The following is a 16,473-nucleotide window of genomic DNA, read 5'->3' as shown; positions in this document are numbered from 1 at the left end:
AGCTTCTGGCCGCGCTGCTGCCATGCGGATAGGTGAGACGAACAAAAAAATGCGGCCCCTGTCAGACGCGGCGACTGACGGGGACCGCTTGGGGCGCTTGATCGGTGACGGGGGGCCTGATCAGACGCACCTGCAACATAGTCCAGGTGTGTAACGCGCCGGTGACATCAGGACTTATCCACAGGGCTCTGGCTCGAGGAATTAGAATATCTTGCGATAGACGATGAAGCCGGAGCGCTCCGCGACCTTGTCGTACAGGCTCTGCGCAACGGTGTTGGTCTCGTGCGTCTGCCAGTAGACCCGCGGCGCGCCTGCGAGCCTGGCGCGCTCATACACGCCGTAGATCAGCGCCGAGCCGACCCCCTTGCCCCGCGCGGCCTCGTTCGTGAACAGGTCCTGCAGATAGCACGACGGCTCGATCGCCGTGGTGCTGCGATGGAACAGGTAATGCGTGAGCCCGAGCAGCTTGCCGCCGCTTTCGGCCACCAGCGCATGCACCGGCTCATAGGCATCGAAGAAGCGCTGCCAGGTCATCTTGGTGATCTCGGGTGCCAGCGCGGTCGCACCGGAGCGGCCGTAGAAGGCGTTGTAGCCGTCCCACAGCGTCAGCCATTGATCGTAGTCCTGTCGTATGACGGAGCGAACGGTGAGCGACATCTGGGAATCCGCGTTCGAAGAGACGATGAAGCGTCCTTCATACGGGATGAGTGCGGTGTGGATCAATCGCGCCGTCGCGCATCACTCCGCGACGCGCAAATACCGGATCAGCTTCCGCCCGGCGGAATCGCGCAGCGAGCGATAATGGTCGGCGCGTTCAGGCGCATCGGTGTGGCGCACGAGGTCGGTCACCGGCGTATAGCTCAGCATGCGGCCGCCGTCGGGCAGCGCGGTGCAGACGAACCGCAACACCTCGCCGTCACGCATGGCGATGTTGATCGGCGTCGCATCGCCGGTCCGCACCATCTCCATGCGTTGCGCGATGAAGACACCGAGTTCGTCCTCCGGCAGCTCGAACGCGCCGGTGTCGCGTCCATGATACATCAGCGCGACGAAGGGCGGTTTGCTGTCGGCCACTTCGTCCGGCAGCGCGAAATAGTCGCGGAAGGCGCGGTTGATGAATTCGGCGCGGGTCTCGGCGTCGAGCAGCACGATGCCGATGTCGACCTGGTCGAGCGCGAGGGACAGGCGGGCGGCCGTGGCGTGATTGCGCCGCTCGGCTGCGAAAGCGTGGAGCAGACGCTCGCGCATCAGGCCCGTGATGGCGGCGGCGCCGACGGTCGTCAGCGCGAGCAGGCCGAGCTGTGCGAGATCGGCCCCCGCAATGCCGGGCGCGGTGCGATGACCGAGCGTGAGCAGCGTCGCGCCGATCATGGCGATGGCCGTGCTGCCAAGTGCGGATGCAAAGCCAGAGATCGAGCCGGCCAGCGCCACGGCGCAGACGAACAGCGGCGCCAGCGAGAGCGCGGGAGCGTGACGGTCGAGCAGGATCGCCAGCAATGCGATCGCTGCCGTCAGTACGGGACCGGAGATGGCACGCCATCCGAACCGCATGGGCCTGGCCTCGTTCCTTCCTGAACGAGATAAGGCCGCCAGACTGACCCATAGTTGCACAAGTGCAATGCCGTTTCGTGCGGCGCGATTAAGCGGCGCTTGCCTGCGCGCTGAAAGCTTTCGGATGATTTTAGACCAAATGTGTAAGCATCATGCGCTGTTGGGGTGCGGGCGCATTCAGCGTCGACGTTCCCGGTCCCTTGCGGGTGCCGACCAAAATCAACAGCGATGCCGCGACCAGGATGGCCGCAGTCAGGGTGATTGCAACGATGACCACAGGCGATTTCATCGATGTCCCGTCGCGATACTGTCAGGCGCGGGACCGCGCGGCACCTTGAAGGCTGTCAGGGATGAAACGGGGATCAGATCGGCAGGCCCATCGCCATCGTCGCCTTGGTCGACAGCACCGTGAGGGTGACGATCAGGCATAGCGAGAGCGCCGCGACGGCGAGCGAGGTCGCGACCGCGTTGGTTAGCCGGGAAGACGAGACGGTATCGGTTTGGCCCTGAAAGCCGACCGTGCCGGACGCCCGAGTCATGGTCTAAATCCTTCAACGTGCGAGCGAATCACCCGCGACGTCGAACAACTTCACAATCCCAACCGGCAATATTGCGGCGGCGATCAGCTGAAAATGGCGGGATTGCGGCAAAGGTTAACGCTATGCCCGCTATTTCTTAACGCTGCACCGGTTTCAGGCCCCAGCGGCGATGCTGGCGGGATCCTCGATATCGGCGGGGCGCCAGTCCATCGCCACGAAGCCGGGCGCGGCCTCGACGCGTTTCAGCCAGTCCCGGATCGCCGGGAAAGGTTCGATGTCGAAATCGCAGCGATCGGCCAGGTGGGTGTAGCCGTACAGAGCGATGTCGGCCACCGTGAGCTGGCGGGCGGCGAAGTAGGCATTGGTCTTGAGGTGGTTCTCCATCACCTGGAGCGCGCCATAGCCGCGCTCCATCCAATCCTCGAGCGCGTGGGTCTGCAGGTCGCGGCCGCCTTTGACCAGCGAGAGCCAGAAATAGGCGGCGCCGATGTTGGGCTCGAGCGCGTGCTGCTCGAAGAACATCCATTGCAGCGCCTCGGCGCGATCGATGCGGTTCTCCGGCGCGAGCGGCGTGCCGACGGCGACATACCAGAGGATGGCGTTGGACTCCGCGAGATAGCGGTTGTCGCCGACCTCGAGCAGCGGCACCTGGCCCGACGGGTTCTTGGTCAGGAAATCGGGCGTGCGGCTCTCGCCGCGCAGAATGTCCACCTCGACCGCTTCGTAAGGCTGGTTCAACAGCGCCAGCGCAAGGCGGACCTTGTAGCTGTTGCCCGAGCGTTGCATCGAATAGAGCTTGTACATTCTGGGAGTTCGATTCCGAAAGGATTGGGAAGGTGCGATGCTTGTTGCCCCGGACCGCGGCTAAACAATGATGCCGATGCGAATCCGCCGCAAGGTCCGGCCAATAGAAAAACTCGAAAACCCTACTGCACTGCAGCGCCAGGGAAGATCATGTTCGCGGCGAGGCTGCAAATCAGATCACGCTTGCGTCAGCATGCACGACGCATCGCGTCGCGCGATCGTGTGCGAAGCGCCGACTGGGTGATCTCGCCACGGGCTGATGCGCGGTGGTGGGCCGCACCTCAGCCGGCCGTCGGTTCTGCGGCGTTTGAGCGGCCTCAGATTGCTCCGAGGACAAGCCTTGCCGGATATGAGCGGATTGCGGGGCAAAGTTGCGGAAAATCGAACCTCGAGCTGCACTAAATCCGCAAACTTTTGCGAGACCGGGCCGAAGTTTCTTGCGGTGCAGCGGCACACGTTTTAGGGTGGCTCCATTCCCACAATCAGAGTCGTGGCCAAAGGGTTCACGACGCTTGTCAGGAGATGACGATGTCCTTCCTTGCCGCTGCGCTCGACCGTGTGAAGCCGTCCGCGACCATCGCGGTCACGGACAAAGCACGCGCGCTGAAAGCGGCGGGCCGCAACGTCATCGGCCTCGGCGCCGGCGAGCCCGACTTCGACACGCCCGCCAACATCAAACTGGCGGCGATCCGCGCCATCGAGGCCGGCAAGACCAAGTACACCGCGGTCGACGGCATCCCCGAGTTGAAGGACGCCATCATCGCGAAGTTTCAGCGCGAGAACGGCGTCGTTTACAAGCCGAACCAGATCATCGTTGGCACCGGCGGCAAGCAGGTGCTCTACAACGCACTCATGGCGACCATCAATCCGGGCGACGAGGTGATCATTCCCGCGCCGTACTGGGTCAGCTATCCTGAAATGGTGGCGCTGGCCGGCGGTGAGCCGGTGTCGGTGGTCTGCACCGCAGCTCACGGTTTCAAGCTGCAGCCCGAGGCGCTCGAGCGCGCGATCACGCCGAAGACCAAATGGGTCATCCTGTGCTCGCCGTCGAACCCGACGGGCGCCGCCTACACCAAGGCCGAGCTGAAGGCGCTCACCGACGTCCTCGTCAAGCACCCGCATGTCTGGGTGATGACCGACGACATGTACGAGCATCTCGTCTACGACGACTTCCAGTTCACCACGGTCGCGCAGGTCGAGCCGAGCCTCTACGACCGCACGCTCACCGTGAACGGCGTGTCGAAGGCCTATTGCATGACCGGCTGGCGCATCGGCTACGCGGGCGGCCCGGCGCAGCTGATCAAGGCGATGTCGACCATCCAGTCGCAGTCGACCTCGAACCCGTGCTCGATTGCGCAATGGGCGTCGGTGGAGGCGCTGAACGGTCCGCAGGACTTCATCCCGGCCAACAACAAGGTGTTCAAGGAGCGGCGCGATCTCGTCGTCTCCATGCTCAACCAGGCCAACGGCATCGAGTGTCCGCGTCCCGAAGGCGCATTCTACGTCTATCCGTCCTGTGCCGGCACGATCGGCAAGAAGGCGCCGTCGGGCAATGTGATCTCCAACGACGAGCAGTTCGTCACCGAGCTGCTCGAGACCGAAGGCGTTGCCGTCGTGCAGGGTTCGGCCTTCGGCCTCGGCCCGGCATTCCGCATCTCCTACGCGACCAAGACCTCGGACCTCGAAGACGCCTGCAAGCGCATCCAGCGCTTCTGTGGCAATCTGCGCTGAGCTGATCGCGACAGTGCAAATCGAAAAGGCCCGCTTCGCGCGGGCCTTTTTGTGCGTGCTTCGATAGTGGAGTCGGATGGACTATTGCTCGGGCCGATGTCGTGCCATGCCCCTCACCCGGATTGCTTCGCAATCCGACCTCTCCCCGCAAAGAGCGGGGAGGTTGAGCAGGCCCGCATCGTGAGGGACGCGCCGCTCTCTCACTCCCTCGCCCCGTTCTTACGGGGAGAGGGTGGGGTGAGGGGCCTCTCTCCGCGGGTTCGATTGCAGTCGCGTCCGATCTGGCACCACCACGTCTCTTGTGGCATAAACCATCGCGGACCACTTGGTAGCTGCGTCCTTCCCTGCTCGCATCACATTCATCGCCGGAGACATTCATGCGCCGTTCGTTCATCCTTGCCGGGCTCGCCGCCGTCAGCCTCGTGGCCTCCGTCGCAAGCAGCGGCGCACAGCAGCAGCGGATGGTCCGGGTCGGCGTGCTCGAATGCCGCGGCGGCGCCAGCGTCGGATTCATCGTGGGGTCGGTAACCAATCTCGGCTGCGTGCTGCGCGCCGATGGCCTGCCGGAAGACCGCTACGTCGCGACGATCCGCAAAATGGGGCTCGATATCGGCATCACCCAGGAAACCACGCTCGCCTGGGGCGTGTTCGCGCCGGTCGACCGGCTCGGCCCCGGCGATCTCTCCGGCAACTATGCAGGCGCGCAAGGGAGCGCATCGGTCGGCGTCGGTCTCGGCGGCAACGTGCTGGTGGGCGGCTCCAACAATTCGATCGCGCTCCAGCCGCTCAGCGTGCAGGGCCAGGTCGGCCTCAACGTCGCCGCCGGTCTCGAAAGCCTGGAACTCCGTCCCGGCCGTTGAGTCGCTCCAGTGGAGGCGTTGCTTTACCTCTCCCGAAGGGAGAGGTCGGATCGCACCAAAGATGCGATCCGGGTGAGGGGTTTAGGTCTTACCGTATGCTACGGACCCTCACGCGGACTGCTCAGGCGCGCAATTGCGCGCCTCGGCAATCCGACCTCTCCCCGTCGGGGAGAGGTGGAACAGCTCGCGGATGGCGACCTGATCGTATCAGGCATTATAAGACTTGATCTAATTGACGACGCACCGCAGCGACGTTTGATGCTTGCCAAATCTCGGGGACGGGCAGAGCATCTGCGTTTGCCGACCCAATCATGGGCCGAGCTCCAACCAAGGAGGCGGCGAAATGGGACAAGACGTCAGAAGTCCCCGAGGTCCACGGTGCATCGCGCTGGTGGGCCCTTTCCAATCAGGTAAAACTACACTTCTCGAAGCGATCTTGGCGCGGACGGGCGCAATTCCGCGCGCCGGCAGTGTCGATGCCGGAACTTCCGTCGGCGACGCCACGCCCGAGGCCCGTCATCACAAGATGACCGTTGGCCTCACCGCCGCCACCGCGAGCTTCATGGGCGACAGCTACACCTTCCTCGATTGTCCCGGTTCCGTCGAATTTGCCCACGATATGCGCGCCGCGCTTCCCGCCGTCGACGCTGCGATCGTGGTCTGCGAGGCCGACGAGAAGAAGCTGCCGCAGCTTCAGATCATCCTGCGCGAGCTGGAGGAGCTGAAGATTCCGCGTTTCCTGTTCCTCAACAAGATCGACCGCGCCAACAAGCGCATCCGCGAGACGCTCGCGATGCTCCAGCCCGCCTCGCGTGTGCCGCTGGTGCTGCGCCAGATCCCGATCTGGAAGGGCGAGCTGATCGAGGGCTTCGTCGATCTCGCGCTCGAGCGCGCCTTCGTCTATCGCGAGCACAAGGCCTCCGAAGTGATCGGGCTCGAAGGCGGCGATCTCGATCGTGAAAAGGAGGCTCGCTTCTCGATGCTCGAGAAGCTTGCCGATCACGACGATGCGCTGATGGAGCAATTGCTCGAGGACATCCAGCCGCCGCGCGATGCCGTGTTCGACGACCTCGCCCGCGAATTGCGCGAAGGGCTGATCTGCCCGGTGCTGCTGGGCTCTGCCGCGCGCGAAAACGGCGTGCTGCGTCTGATGAAGGCGCTGCGCCACGAGGCGCCTGGTATCGCCGAGACCGCAAAACGTCTCGGTGCGCCCTCCACGAAGGATGCGCTCGGTTTCGTCTTCAAGACGCTGCATTCGCAGCACGGCGGCAAGCTGTCGCTGACCCGGCTGCTCGCCGGCCATCTCGACGACGGCGCCACGTTGCAATCCTCCTCCGGCGGAACCAGCCGCATCTCCGGCATCCTTGCCGTCAACGGTGCCTATGACAGCAAGCGTGCCTCGGCCGAAGCCGGTGATACCGTCGCGCTTGCCAAGCTCGATCCGGTCAAGACCGGCGACACCGTCTCCAGCGGCAAGACCCCGCCCGCCGCACTCGCTAGCATCGAGCCGACGCCGCCGGTGCTCGCCATTTCGGTTGCGGCCACCGACCGCAAGGACGACGTCAAGCTCGGCCAGGCCTTGATGCGGCTGCACGAGGAGGACCCCTCGCTGGTGGTCGTGCAGAACGCCCAGACCCACGACACCGTGCTGTGGGGGCAGGGCGAAATGCATCTGCGCGTCGCCAGCGAGCGGCTGCGCGATCGCTTCGGCGTCAAGATCACCTCGCATCCGCCGGCGATCGGCTACCAGGAGACCATCCGCAAGTCGATCGTCCAGCGCGGCCGCCACAAGAAGCAATCCGGCGGTCACGGCCAGTTCGGCGACGTCGTGCTCGACATCAAGCCGCTACCGCGCGGCGAAGGTTTCAGATTCGCCGAAAAGGTCGTCGGCGGCGCGGTGCCGCGCAACTATATCGGCGCGGTGGAAGAGGGCGTGGTCGACGGGCTCGCCCGTGGTCCGCTCGGCTTTCCCGTCACCGACGTGGAGGTGACGCTGACCGACGGCTCCTATCACAGCGTCGACTCCTCGGACCTCGCCTTCCGCACGGCGGCGCGGATCGGACTCAACGAAGGCCTGCCGCAATGCCAATCAGTGCTGCTGGAGCCGATCCACATGGTCGAGATCGTCTGTCCGACCGACGCGACCGCCAAGATCAATGCGATCCTGTCGGCGCGGCGCGGCCAGATTCTCGGCTTCGATACCCGCGACGGCTGGAGCGGCTGGGACTGCGTGCGGGCGATGATGCCGGAAGCCGAGATCGGCGAACTGATCGTCGAGCTCCGTTCCGCCACGGCCGGCGCCGGCAGCTTCACGCGCCAGTTCGACCACATGGCCGAAGTCACGGGCCGCGCCGCCGACCAGATCATCGCCGCGCATCAGCACGCGGCGTGATCGGCTAGGACGGCGGCAAAGAAGGCGCGCACTTCTGTCACGCCCTCCCCTTCTTCACGGGGAGGGGGTGGGCTACATCCACGACTGCGGCGCTGTACGCGGCCCGCGCTCTCTCCACGCGTCATTGCGAGCGTAGCGAAGCAATCCAGAGTCTTTCCGAGGAGGATTCTGAATCGCTTCGCTGCGCTTGCAATGACCGAGGAGGCAGCAGGGGCCCTCTTGCACTCATCTCCATATGATGTATTTTACATAATTGTATACGTGCTGAATATCATTTATAACTCTTCGTATATGAGGTCGAGGTGATCACGTCGTACCAGATGCGGGCGGCCCGCGCGCTGCTTGGCATTGACCAGAAAACGCTGGCCGAGCTCGCCGGGGTGTCGTTGCCGACCATCCAGCGGATGGAGGCCTCGACCGGCAATGTGCGCGGCGTGGTCGAGACCCTGACGAGGGTGGTCGAGGCGTTCGATCGGGCCGGCGTCGAGCTGATCGGCGAACAGGTCCGCAGCGACAGCGGCGGACGCGGTGTCCGCCTGAAGGAGCCGGGGCCGCCGCGTCGGGTGGAAGCGTGATCCCGGGCGAGAACAATCTGAACTAACGCACCGTCGCACGCGCGCGCTGCACGGTGCGCCGGAGCATTGTGGGACAATGAGCATCACGAGCGATCAAGCAAGCGGGCTGCACCAGCTGCGTCGGCCGAGCTTTGCCGAATTGTATCTGCCAAAACTCGTCACCGTCTGGCGCGAGGGCTATGGCCTTGCGGATTTCCGCGCCGATGTCTTCGCGGGCCTCACGGTTGCCATCGTCGCGCTGCCGCTGTCGATGGCGATCGCGATCGCGTCCGGCGTGACGCCGGATCGCGGCCTCTACACCGCGGTGGTCGGCGGCTTCATCGCCTCGCTGCTCGGCGGCAGTCGTTTCCAGATCGGCGGGCCCGCAGGTGCCTTCATCGTCCTGGTCGCAGTGACGGCGGAGCGGCACGGCGCCGACGGCGTCATTCTCGCCACCCTGATGGCAGGCCTGATGCTGATCGCCGCGGGCCTGCTGCGTGTCGGCACCTACATCAAGTTCATTCCCTATCCGGTGACCGTCGGCTTCACCGCCGGCATCGCGGTGATCATCTTTGCGAGCCAGCTTCGCGATCTCTCGGGCATCACGCTGGCGGGGAAGGAGCCGAGCGAGTTCGTGCCGAAGCTCGTGGCGCTCGCCGGCGGCCTCGATACCATCAATCCCTCCGCCGTCGCGGTCGCGCTGGTCAGCATCGCGATCATCGCAGCGTTACGGATGTGGCGGCCGTCCTGGCCCGGCATCCTGATCGCAGTCGTGCTCGCGGCGGTCGCCACCGCCGTGCTGTCGCTGCCGATCGAGACCGTGGGCAGCCGCTTCGGCGGCATCCCGCGCGAACTGCCGTCGCCGGTGCTGCCGGCGTTTTCGTTCGAGAAGGCCAAGGCGGTGCTGCCGGATGCGATCTCCTTTGCGCTGCTCGCGGCGATCGAATCGCTGCTGTCGGCGGTGGTGGCCGACGGCATGACCGGACGCCGTCACCGCTCCAATTGCGAGCTGGTGGCGCAAGGCGCGGCCAATCTCGGCTCGGCGCTGTTCGGCGGCATCTGCGTCACCGGCCTGATCGCGCGCACCGCGACCAACATCCGCGCCGGCGCCCGCGGGCCGCTGGCGGGCATGCTGCACTCCGTCTTCCTGCTGCTGTTCATGCTGGTGGCAGCACCGCTCGCAAGCTACATCCCGCTCGCCGCGCTCGCTGCCGTGCTGGTCGTGGTGTCCTGGACCATGGCGGAGAAGCACGAATTCGCAACGCTCCTGCGCTCGTCCTGGGGCGATGCCGTCGTGCTGCTCGCGACCTTCCTGCTCACCATCTTCCGCGACCTGACCGAAGGCATCCTGGTCGGCTTCGCGCTTGGTGCGGTGCTTTTCATCCATCGCATGGCGGAGATGACGGGCATCGAGGAACGCACGCCCCTGGTCGCCGCCGATCGTGCCGACGACGCCAATGGCGAGCGCGTTCCTTACGATTCCACCCTTGCGGTCGATCGCGACGTGCTGGTCTATCGCATCACCGGCGCGTTCTTCTTTGGTGCCGCCTCGGTCATCGGCGGCGTGCTGGACGGCGTCGACGACAAGCGCAAGGCGCTTGTGGTCGATTTCGCGGCCGTGCCGTTCCTGGATTCCACCGCGGCGAACGTACTGGGGCGCGTCGCCGCCAAGGCCCAGCGCCAGGGCATCCGGCTGTTCATCACCGGCGCCTCGCCGGCGGTGCGCCGCGCGCTGCTGACGCATGGCGTAAGCCCGCGACGCGCGCGCTATCGCCAGACCATCGAGCGTGCGGTCGCCGACGTCAAGGCAGGCCCGGGCGCAGCCGAATCCGCGTTGTAGCCGGCCTGCTTGACAGGAGCGGCAGGACGCGAAATGGATCGCCCTCGAAACGCACCGAGGGACAGATGAGCGCGCCGAGAACTCCCGCAGCCTGCTTGATCGGATGGCCGGCCGCGCATTCGCGCTCGCCGCTGATCCATCATTACTGGCTGCGCACGCTCGGCATCGAAGGCGGCTATGTCATCGAGGCGGTTCCGCCCGAGGACCTGCGCGATTTCGTGCTGCGGCTGTCGCTGCGCGGCTTCGTCGGCGCCAATGTCACGATCCCGCACAAGGAAGCCGTGCTGGCGCTGTCGACGCCCGATACGCGCGCCAAGGCGGTCGGCGCTGGCAACACGCTGTGGTTCGCCGATGGTGAGCTGCGCTCGACCAACACCGATGTCGAGGGCTTTCTCGGCAATCTCGATGCCAGCACGCCTGGATGGGACGAGGCCGAGGAGGCGCTGGTGCTGGGAGCCGGCGGCGCCTCGCGCGCGGTCGTGTTCGGCCTGCTCGATCGCGGCGTCAAGCGCATCCATCTTGCCAACCGCACCTTGGCGCGGGCCGAGGCGCTGGCGGCGCAGTTCGGGCCGAACGTGCACCCGCTGCCTTGGGATGCGATCGACGGGATTTTGCCGCGGGCAAAACTTCTCGTGAACACGACCTCGCTCGGCATGCACGGCCAGGGAGCGCTCGATGTCGACGTGGCGCGGCTGCCGATAGGCGCCGTCGTTACCGACCTCGTCTATGTCCCTCTCGTGACGCCGCTGCTCGCGGCGGCCGGGGATCGCGGGCTGAAGACCGCCGACGGGCTCGGCATGCTGTTGCATCAGGCGGTGCGCGGCTTCGAGCTGTGGTTCGGGCAGCGGCCCGAGGTGACCGCCGAGCTGCGCGCGCTGGTCGAGGCCGATCTCACAAAGTCTTGAGAGAATAGTGCGCGGTCTCCGGCGTTCTACCCTCGTGGGGACAATCGGAGACATCCATGACGATCCAACGTGCCAATTTCACGCGCCCGCTCATCGCTGTTGCGATGGTGGCTGCGTCCACCTTTGCAGCCCTCGCGCAAAGAGCTCCGGTGCCGACGCGCGTGCGCGGCACGATCGAGAGCGTCGATGGTGACACCATGCAGGTCAAGTCGCGCAGCGGCGAGGACGTCAAGCTCCATATCGCCTCCGATGCGCGCGTCGTCGGTGTCACCAAGATCGCACTGGCCGACATCAAGGTCGGCTCCTTCGTCGGCGCGACCACGGTGCCGGGGCCCGATGGCGGCAACAACGCCGTCGAGGTGCACGTGTTTCCGGAGAGCATGCGCGGCACCGGAGAAGGCTCGCGGCCCTACGATCTCAAGCCCAATTCCAGCATGACCAATGCCACGGTGTCGGAGAGCGTGGTCGGCAATGACGGCCATACGCTGCTGGTGAAGTACAAGGACGGCGAGAAGAAGGTGTTCGTCTCCGATATGACACCGGTCGTGACTTTCGTTCCCGGCGACATCTCGGAATTGAAGGCCGGCGCCAAGGTCATCGCCTTCATGAAGCAACTGCCGGACGGATCGTTCGAGACCAATCGCATCAGCGTCGGCCGCGACGGCCTGACACCGCCGATGTGAGGCGCCGTCGTTACGGCGCCTCCGCAATGATATGATCGTCGATCTCGTCGATCCGGTTGACGCCGCACAGGCCCATGGTCGTCAACAGCTCTTTCTGGATGATGTCGATCGCCTTGGCGACGCCGGCCTGGCCGCCGGCACCTAGTCCGTACGCGTAAGCGCGCCCGATCATGCAGGATTTTGCCCCGAGTGCGAGCGCGCGCATCACGTCCTGGCCGGAGCGGATGCCGCCGTCGAACATGATCTCCATCCTGTCGCCGACCGCGTCGGCGATCTCAGGGAGCACCTCGATCGAGGACGGCGCGCCGTCGAGCTGACGGCCGCCATGGTTGGAGACGACCAGCGCCTGCGCGCCGGTCTTGGCCGCTTCTTCGGCGTCCTCGACGTCCAGAATGCCCTTGATGACGAGCTTGCCCGGCCAGATGCTGCGGACCCACTCGACGTCCTTCCAGTTCAGTGAGGTGTCGAACTGCGAGGCGGTCCATTCGGCGAGGCGGTTGAGATCCTCGGTGTTCTTCACGTGCCCGGCGATGTTGCCGAAGGTGCGGCGCTTGCCTTGCAGCACGCCGGACACCCAGGCGGGCTTGCTGGCGAAATCCAGCAGCTTCGACAGCGACCATTCCGGCGGCACGGTCATGCCGTTCTTGATGTCGGCATGGCGCTGGCCGATCACCTGCAAATCGACCGTCAGCACCAGTGCACTGCACTTGGCGGCGATGGCGCGCTGGATCAGGTCCTTGATGAAGCCGCGGTCCTTCATCACGTAGAGCTGGAACCAGAACGGCTTGTCGACGGCGGCGGCGATATCCTCGATCGAGCAGATCGACATGGTCGACTGCGTGAACGGGATGCCGGCAGCCTGGGCCGCGCGGCAGGCGTGAATTTCGCCGTCGCCGTGCTGCATGCCGAGCAGGCCCACCGGGGCCAGGATCAGCGGCATCGTCGATGGCTCGCCGAGAATCGTGGTCGAGGTGTCGCGCTTCGAAACGTCCACCAGGATGCGCTGGCGGAACTTGATCGCCTGCATGTCCTCGCGGTTGGCGCGCAGCGTTTCCTCGGCATAGGAGCCGCGGTCGCAATAATCGAAGAACGCCTTCGGCACGCGGCGTTTATGCAGCGCGCGAAGATCGTCGATACAGGTGATGTGTTTCATGAACGTTTTCCCCGGCCCGTCTCAGATCGGAAGTCTTGCATCGGAAGATTGAAGGGTCATCTAGCATGGTTGGATGCGCAGCCAAATCGTTTGCGGGAGGCACGCCATGACCAAGCCGCACGCCGGACCTTCGCCTGATGAGATCAAGGAGAAGCAGGCCCTCGAGGACGCGCTGGAGGAGGGCCTGGAAGAGACGTTCCCGGGCTCGGATCCCGTCAACGTCACCCAGCCGGCGCCGACCCGCGGCGACAGCCATGTGAAGCGCTCGGATTAGCAGCGGTTCCCCCGGCTTCCCGGGTTCGCGCTGGAAGCATAGTATTAACAATATCTTACCGTGCCGGCCTCCAGCTCGGTTCCGTAATGATTCATCATATTTTTTGAAGCCAACTTATCCGCAATGGCTTTATAAGAGCCTTAGCAAATCAGGGGATGCGGGGCCCGCTAAGGCACCCGCAGGTTGTGTTGGGGATCCCTGGTTGTTGCCTGGGGGACGATATGAGCCGCAAATATTTCGGGACGGACGGGATCCGGGGCCGCGCCAACGGACTGATCACGCCGGAGCTCGCGCTCAAGGTCGGCCAGGCCGCGGGCCTTGCGTTCCAGCGCGGTGAGCACCGCCACCGGGTGGTGATCGGCAAGGACACGCGGCTGTCAGGCTACATGATCGAATACGCCATGGTCGCGGGCTTCACCTCGGTCGGCATGGACGTGCTGCTGGTCGGCCCGATGCCGACGCCGGCGGTGGCGATGCTGACCAAGTCGATGCGCGCCGATCTCGGCGTCATGATCTCGGCCTCGCACAATCTGTTCGAGGACAACGGCATCAAGCTGTTCGGCCCGCAGGGCTTCAAGCTCTCCGACGACGTCGAGAAGCAGATCGAGCAGCTGCTCGACGAGCCCATCGAGAAGCGGCTCGCACAGAGCGCGAGCCTCGGCCGCGCCCGCCGTATCGACGGCGTGCATGACCGCTACATCGAATTCGCCAAGCGCACGCTGCCGCGCGATCTCTCGCTCGACGGACTTCGCGTCGTGATCGATTGCGCCAACGGCGCCGCCTACAAGGTGGTGCCGGAAGCGCTGTGGGAATTGGGCGCCGACGTGGTGCCGATCGGCGTCGAGCCCGACGGCTTCAACATCAACAAGGATTGCGGCTCGACCTCGCCGGAAGCACTGTCGAAGAAGGTACGAGAGATGCGCGCCGACATCGGCATTGCGCTGGACGGCGATGCCGATCGCGTCATCCTGGTCGACGAGCGCGGTCACGTGGTCGACGGCGACCAGCTGCTCGCGGTGATCGCGCAGAGCTGGAAGGACGACGGTCGGCTGTCGCGTCCGGGCATCGTCGCGACCGTGATGTCCAATCTCGGGCTCGAGCGCTTCCTGAAGGGGCAGGGACTCGATCTCGTGCGCACGCCGGTCGGCGATCGCTACGTGCTCGAGCAGATGCTGAACGGCGGCTACAATCTCGGCGGCGAGCAGTCGGGCCACATCATCCTGTCCGACTACGCCACCACCGGGGACGGCTTCGTCGCCGCGCTGCAGGTGCTCGCCGTGGTGCAGAAGCTGCGCCGCCCGGTCTCCGAGGTCTGCCATCGCTTCGATCCGCTGCCGCAGATTCTCAAGAACGTCCGCCACAAGGGTGGCAAGCCGCTCGACGATTCCGACGTCAAGTCGGCGATCTCCGACGGCGAGAAGCGCCTCAACGGCCACGGCCGCCTCCTGATCCGCTCCTCCGGCACCGAGCCCGTGATCCGCGTCATGGGCGAGGGCGAGGACCGCATCCTGGTCGAGGACGTCGTCGACACCATCGTCTCGGCGCTGGGCCAGGCCGCGGCGTAAGCCGAGACTGCTTCCGCAGACGCGGTCCTTCACCTCTCCCCAGCGGGGAGAGGTGAAAGACCCGTGCATCCCAGCCATTTGCGATTGACGCTGGTTTGGCGGCCGCTCCCATCGTAGCTGTGGGGTCGCGGCAATCTGCCGCGCCGGGATCGCTGCATTGAACAAGCCAGTCGTCGTCTCAGAGGAAACGCTGACCGAGCCCGTTGTCGTCAGCGACGTCGCGCCCGCCACCGCCAAGACGATCGCGGGACCGGCCTATATCGTGCTCGCCGGCATCAGCTTCTCGCACTTTCTCAACGACACCATGCAGTCGCTGATCGCCTCGGTGTATCCGATCCTGAAGGACACCTACGCGCTCGACTTCGCGCAGATCGGCATGATCACGCTGGCCTTCCAGTTCACGGCCTCGCTGCTCCAGCCGCTGGTCGGGCACTACACCGACAAGAAGGCGCAGCCTTATTCGCTGGCGATCGGCATGGCCTCGACCTTCTTCGGCCTGTTGCTGCTCAGCATCGCGCAGCAATATCTGGTCATCCTGATTGCCGCCGCGCTGGTCGGTCTCGGCTCGGCGGTGTTCCACCCCGAATCGGCGCGCATCGCGCGGCTCGCCTCCGGCGGCCGTTACGGCTTTGCGCAATCGGTGTTCCAGCTCGGCGGCAGTTTCGGCACCTCGATGGGCCCGGTGCTTGCCGCGCTAATCGTCGTGCCGTTCGGGCAGGGCAGCATCGCCTGGTTCTCCTCGATCGCGGGCCTTGCGATCGTCATCCTCTGGCGCATCGGCCGCTGGTACGCGCCGCAGATCAAGGCGAAGAAGACCGCCTCCGTCGAGGTCCACCCCGATGCGCCGAACTCGCGCCGCGTCGCGATCGCGCTGCTCGTGCTGGTGGCGCTGTTGTTCTCGAAGCAGCTCTACGTCTCGAGCCTGTCGAGCTATTACATCTTCTACCTGATCGACCGCTTCGGCGTGTCGACGCAGACCGCGCAGATCTATCTCTTCATCTTCCTCGCCGCGAATGCGGTCGGCGCGTTCTTCGGCGGGCCGTTAGGGGATCGCTTCGGCCGCAAGATCGTGATCTGGATCTCGATCCTCGGCGCGCTGCCGTTCACGCTGGCGCTGCCCTTTGCCGGACTCTATGCCAGCGCTGTGCTGTCGGTGATCATCGGTCTCATCATTTCCTCGACAACCTCGTCGATCATCGTGTTCGCGCAGGAGCTGGTGCCGCATCGCTTCGGCATGATCTCCGGCGTGTTCTTCGGCGTCGCGTTCGGCATCGGCGGCCTTGGTGCCGCGGTCCTTGGCAAGCTTGCCGACCACACCTCGATCGAGTTCGTCTACCAGGTCTGCGCCTACCTTCCCGCGATCGGGCTGCTGGCGGTGTTCCTGCCCAAGCTGCCCCGCCACGCGCGTTAACAAATCCCGTTTCGCTGCATTGCGGCTTCATCAATCGTTAGGAATTGCGGCGCGCAGCTGCTGCATCTTTGCAACGCTCGCGCCGCATCCGCGTGTGGAGTGAGAAAAAATCAACCTTAAAAATTAGGGTTAAGTGGCGCTTAAGCATTTGCTGCCATCGTCCGGCTCGTGAGTTTCCAGAACGTGAGGCGCCCGTATTTTGCCTCACCGG

General features: G+C 65.0%; 16 protein-coding genes. 10 read left to right on the top strand and 6 right to left on the bottom strand.

Annotated elements, in window-relative coordinates:
* Positions 1 to 201: 201 nt before the first annotated feature.
* The 5 genes from X265_RS31340 to X265_RS31330 all read right to left on the bottom strand — a co-directional run bounded on the left by X265_RS31340 (position 202) and on the right by X265_RS31330 (position 2,894).
* Complete coding sequence (locus X265_RS31340; RefSeq protein ID WP_128968323.1) at positions 202 to 657, bottom strand: GNAT family N-acetyltransferase; 456 nt, start codon at positions 655 to 657, stop codon at positions 202 to 204.
* An 81-nt stretch (positions 658 to 738) separates the two neighbouring features.
* Entirely contained in the window at positions 739 to 1,551 is an 813-nt protein-coding gene (locus X265_RS31335; protein WP_128968322.1) for a PAS domain-containing protein, read from the bottom strand.
* Between the two features lie 130 nt (positions 1,552 to 1,681).
* Positions 1,682 to 1,840 (bottom strand): hypothetical protein, encoded by a 159-nt coding sequence (locus X265_RS40835; RefSeq protein WP_164938882.1) that lies wholly within the window; start codon positions 1,838 to 1,840, stop codon positions 1,682 to 1,684.
* 73 nt (positions 1,841 to 1,913) lie between these two features.
* Complete coding sequence (locus X265_RS40830) at positions 1,914 to 2,090, bottom strand: hypothetical protein (RefSeq protein WP_164938881.1); 177 nt, start codon at positions 2,088 to 2,090, stop codon at positions 1,914 to 1,916.
* Positions 2,091 to 2,243: 153 nt separating this feature from the next.
* Positions 2,244 to 2,894 (bottom strand): glutathione S-transferase family protein, encoded by a 651-nt coding sequence (locus X265_RS31330; protein ID WP_128968321.1) that lies wholly within the window; start codon positions 2,892 to 2,894, stop codon positions 2,244 to 2,246.
* Between the two features lie 528 nt (positions 2,895 to 3,422).
* Between X265_RS31330 and X265_RS31325 the strand changes: the two genes are divergently transcribed.
* The 7 genes from X265_RS31325 (at position 3,423) to X265_RS31295 (ending at position 11,859) form a co-directional block, all read left to right on the top strand.
* Positions 3,423 to 4,625 (top strand): pyridoxal phosphate-dependent aminotransferase, encoded by a 1,203-nt coding sequence (locus tag X265_RS31325; protein WP_128968320.1) that lies wholly within the window; start codon positions 3,423 to 3,425, stop codon positions 4,623 to 4,625.
* A 377-nt stretch (positions 4,626 to 5,002) separates the two neighbouring features.
* Entirely contained in the window at positions 5,003 to 5,485 is a 483-nt protein-coding gene (locus X265_RS31320) for a DUF992 domain-containing protein (RefSeq protein ID WP_128968319.1), read from the top strand.
* A 343-nt stretch (positions 5,486 to 5,828) separates the two neighbouring features.
* Positions 5,829 to 7,877, top strand: coding sequence for an elongation factor G (locus X265_RS31315; protein ID WP_128968318.1), 2,049 nt, complete (start codon positions 5,829 to 5,831; stop codon positions 7,875 to 7,877).
* Positions 7,878 to 8,179: 302 nt separating this feature from the next.
* A complete protein-coding gene (locus X265_RS31310) occupies positions 8,180 to 8,452 on the top strand; it encodes a helix-turn-helix domain-containing protein (RefSeq protein ID WP_128968317.1) in 273 nt (90 codons plus the stop codon).
* Positions 8,453 to 8,528: 76 nt separating this feature from the next.
* Positions 8,529 to 10,271 (top strand): SulP family inorganic anion transporter, encoded by a 1,743-nt coding sequence (locus X265_RS31305; RefSeq protein WP_128968316.1) that lies wholly within the window; start codon positions 8,529 to 8,531, stop codon positions 10,269 to 10,271.
* Between the two features lie 65 nt (positions 10,272 to 10,336).
* Positions 10,337 to 11,176, top strand: a complete 840-nt coding sequence (locus tag X265_RS31300) for a shikimate dehydrogenase (protein WP_128968315.1) — start codon at positions 10,337 to 10,339, stop codon at positions 11,174 to 11,176.
* A gap of 56 nt (positions 11,177 to 11,232) precedes the next feature.
* Positions 11,233 to 11,859: a hypothetical protein gene (locus X265_RS31295; protein WP_128968314.1), complete on the top strand. Its 627-nt coding sequence runs from the start codon at positions 11,233 to 11,235 to the stop codon at positions 11,857 to 11,859.
* Between the two features lie 10 nt (positions 11,860 to 11,869).
* Here the strand turns inward: X265_RS31295 and X265_RS31290 are convergent, their stop codons facing one another.
* Positions 11,870 to 13,012 carry an alpha-hydroxy acid oxidase gene (locus X265_RS31290; RefSeq protein ID WP_128968313.1) on the bottom strand — a complete coding sequence of 381 codons (1,143 nt, stop codon included), beginning with the start codon at positions 13,010 to 13,012 and terminating at the stop codon, positions 11,870 to 11,872.
* Positions 13,013 to 13,118: 106 nt separating this feature from the next.
* Here X265_RS31290 and X265_RS40825 point away from each other — a divergent pair, with 106 nt between their 5' ends.
* From X265_RS40825 to X265_RS31280, 3 genes are all read left to right on the top strand, one after another.
* Entirely contained in the window at positions 13,119 to 13,286 is a 168-nt protein-coding gene (locus X265_RS40825) for a hypothetical protein (protein WP_164938880.1), read from the top strand.
* Between the two features lie 221 nt (positions 13,287 to 13,507).
* Positions 13,508 to 14,851, top strand: a complete 1,344-nt coding sequence (glmM, locus tag X265_RS31285; protein WP_128968312.1) for a phosphoglucosamine mutase — start codon at positions 13,508 to 13,510, stop codon at positions 14,849 to 14,851.
* Positions 14,852 to 15,008: 157 nt separating this feature from the next.
* Positions 15,009 to 16,262: an MFS transporter gene (locus X265_RS31280; RefSeq protein WP_164938879.1), complete on the top strand. Its 1,254-nt coding sequence runs from the start codon at positions 15,009 to 15,011 to the stop codon at positions 16,260 to 16,262.
* The last annotated feature ends 211 nt before the right edge of the window (positions 16,263 to 16,473 follow it).

This window comes from Bradyrhizobium guangdongense, assembly GCF_004114975.1.
Lineage (GTDB): Bacteria > Pseudomonadota > Alphaproteobacteria > Rhizobiales > Xanthobacteraceae > Bradyrhizobium > Bradyrhizobium guangdongense.
The sequence above is the reverse complement of the archived record's forward strand: the minus strand, read 5'-3'. Positions and strand labels throughout refer to the sequence as shown.